The following is a 2,875-nucleotide window of genomic DNA, read 5'->3' as shown; positions in this document are numbered from 1 at the left end:
GAAAACGCTTTCTAGAAAACAAGAATTATGTTATAATTATCACAAATAAAAGTTTAGGAGTTTTTTATGGTCTCTTCAGAATTTATTTCAAAGATTGAATTTGCTTGTAAGAAGAAAGAAAGTCTTTATAGCCAAAGTAAGTTTAAGTATGCGATTCGTTCCATGTTTGCAGGTGCCTTTCTAACATTTAGTACAGCTGCGGGTGCAGTTGGGGCTGACTTGATTAATAAGATCGCTCCAGGTAGTGGACGTTTTCTCTTCCCATTTGTTTTTGCTTGGGGATTGGCCTACATTGTTTTCTTGAATGCTGAGCTGGTAACTTCAAATATGATGTTTTTGACAGCTGGTAGTTTCTTGAAAAAAATTTCTTGGAGAAAAACAGCTGAGATTTTACTTTACTGTACCTTGTTCAATCTCATCGGAGCTTTGATAGCAGGTTGGGGATTTGCCCACTCAGCAGCCTATGCAAATCTAACACATGATAGCTTCATTTCAGGGGTTGTAGAGATGAAGTTAGGTCGTTCAAATGAGTTAGTCTTACTTGAAGGTATTTTAGCCAATATCTTTGTAAACATTGCCATTCTTTCATTTGTTTTGGTGAAAGACGGAGGCGCCAAACTTTGGCTTGTCTTATCAGCAATTTACATGTTTGTATTCTTAACAAACGAACACATTGCTGCGAACTTTGCTTCTTTTGCGATTGTTAAGTTTAGTGTTGCTGCTGATTCAATTGCTAACTTTGACATACCTAATATTCTTCGTCACTGGGGTGTAACCTTTGTCGGAAACTTTATCGGAGGAGGTCTCTTGATGGGCTTGCCATACGCTTTCCTCAACAAAAACGAAGATACTTATGTAGATTAAAGAAATGAGCACGAGTGAATCGTGCTTTTTTGTTTGATGTGTAAGACTAGTCATAGTTGTTCCTTATATCAAAATATAGAAAAACGGTATTGGAAAAGACTAGCCCAAGATGATACAATATCCCTAATGAAGCTATTTGGAGGTCGTCTTATGACTCGTGATTTTAAATTTGAAACCCTACAATTACATGCTGGGCAAGTAGTTGATCCAGCAACTAAGTCTCGTGCAGTACCGATTTATCAAACAACATCCTTCGTTTTTGATGACACGCAAGAAGGTGCCGATTTGTTTGCCTTGAGAAAACCAGGGAACATTTATACTCGTATCACAAACCCTACAACAGCAGCCTTTGAGGAAAGAATTGCTGCTCTTGAAGGTGGTGTTGGAGCGCTAGCGACAGCATCAGGTATGGCTGCTGTAACCTACACTATTTTGGCGCTTGCTCACGCAGGTGACCATGTGGTGGCTGCGTCAACTATTTACGGTGGGACCTTCAACCTCTTGAAAGAAACCCTTCCTCGTTATGGAATCACAACAACCTTTGTGGATGTGGATAATTTGGAAGAAGTGGAAGCAGCTATCAATGACAATACAAAGCTTGTCTTGATTGAAACCTTGGGGAATCCCTTGATTAACATTCCTGACTTAGAAAAATTGGCTGAGATTGCGCATAAACACAAGATTCCTCTCGTTTCAGACAACACTTTTGCCACACCATATTTGATTAACGTCTTCTCTCACGGTGTAGATATTTCCATTCACTCAGCAACTAAGTTTATCGGTGGGCATGGTACGACTATTGGAGGAGTGATTGTTGATAGCGGTCGTTTTGACTGGGCAGCTTCAGGGAAGTTCCCTCAATTTGTTGAGGAAGACCCAAGTTACCACAACTTGAGCTATACTCGTGATGTGGGTGCAGCAGCCTTTATTATCGCTGTTCGTGTTCAATTGCTCCGTGATACAGGTGCTGCCTTGTCACCATTTAATGCCTTTCTCTTGCTCCAAGGGCTTGAAACTCTCTCTCTTCGTGTCGAACGCCATGTGCAAAATGCAGAGAAAATTGTTGATTTCCTTGTCAACCATCCTAAGGTAGAAAAAGTCAACTATCCAAAACTAGCTGACAGTCCATATCATGCCTTGGCTGAGAAATATCTGCCAAAAGGTGTTGGTTCAATCTTTACCTTCCATGTTAAAGGCGGAGAGGCAGAAGCTCGCAAGGTGATTGATAATTTGGAAATCTTCTCTGACCTTGCAAACGTGGCAGATGCCAAATCTCTTGTTGTCCATCCTGCGACAACCACCCACGGTCAGTTGTCAGAAAAGGATCTAGAAGCAGCAGGTGTCACACCAAACCAAATCCGCTTGTCTATCGGACTTGAAAATGTAGAGGATTTGATTGAAGATTTGCGTTTGGCCTTGGAAAAAATTTAAAGTAACTGATATAAACAGTGGGTTTCGACTCACTGTTTTTGATTTTCCCTCAGGCATGATATAATGGTTACAGAAGTCTAGAAAGAGGAAAGTTATGAACGAAATTAAATGTCCCAACTGTGGGGAAGTCTTTACAGTAAATGAGAGTCAGTATGCCGAACTCTTATCCCAAGTGAGAACGGCTGAGTTTGATAAGGAACTGCACGATCGAATGAAGCAGGAGCTGGCCTTAGCTGAGCAAAAGGCCATGAATGAGCAACAGTCTAAACTGGCTCAGAAGGATCAAGAAATTGTGCAATTACAGAGTCAAATCCAAAACTTTGATACAGAGAAAGAACTGGCTAAGAAAGAGGTTGAACAAACCAGTCATCAGGCTTTATTGGCAAAGGACAAGGAAGTACAGGACTTGGAAAACCAATTGGCTACCTTGCGTTTAGAACATGAAAATCAACTGCAAAAGACCCTTTCTAACCTTGAAAAAGAGCGCGATCAGGTCAAAAACCAGCTCCTTTTACAAGAAAAGGAAAATGAGTTATCTCTAGCTTCCCTCAAGCAAAATTACGAAGCCCAGCTCAAGGCG

General features: G+C 40.9%; 2 protein-coding genes and 1 pseudogene. All 3 read left to right on the top strand.

The annotated features are described in order from the left end of the window. Positions 1–66 precede the first annotated feature (66 nt). Positions 67–864 (top strand): formate/nitrite transporter family protein, encoded by a 798-nt coding sequence (locus tag GMD4S_RS07745; protein WP_000254787.1) that lies wholly within the window; start codon positions 67–69, stop codon positions 862–864. Positions 865–1,014: 150 nt separating this feature from the next. Continuing rightward, positions 1,015–2,295 (top strand): O-acetylhomoserine aminocarboxypropyltransferase/cysteine synthase family protein, encoded by a 1,281-nt coding sequence (locus tag GMD4S_RS07740; protein WP_000196314.1) that lies wholly within the window; start codon positions 1,015–1,017, stop codon positions 2,293–2,295. 94 nt (positions 2,296–2,389) lie between these two features. After that, positions 2,390–2,875: pseudogene (locus GMD4S_RS07735) on the top strand (DUF2130 domain-containing protein); the annotation flags it as partial.

The organism is Streptococcus sp. GMD4S (assembly GCF_000296955.1).
Note: the sequence above shows the minus strand (reverse complement) of the source record. Positions and strands in the feature narration are given on the sequence as shown.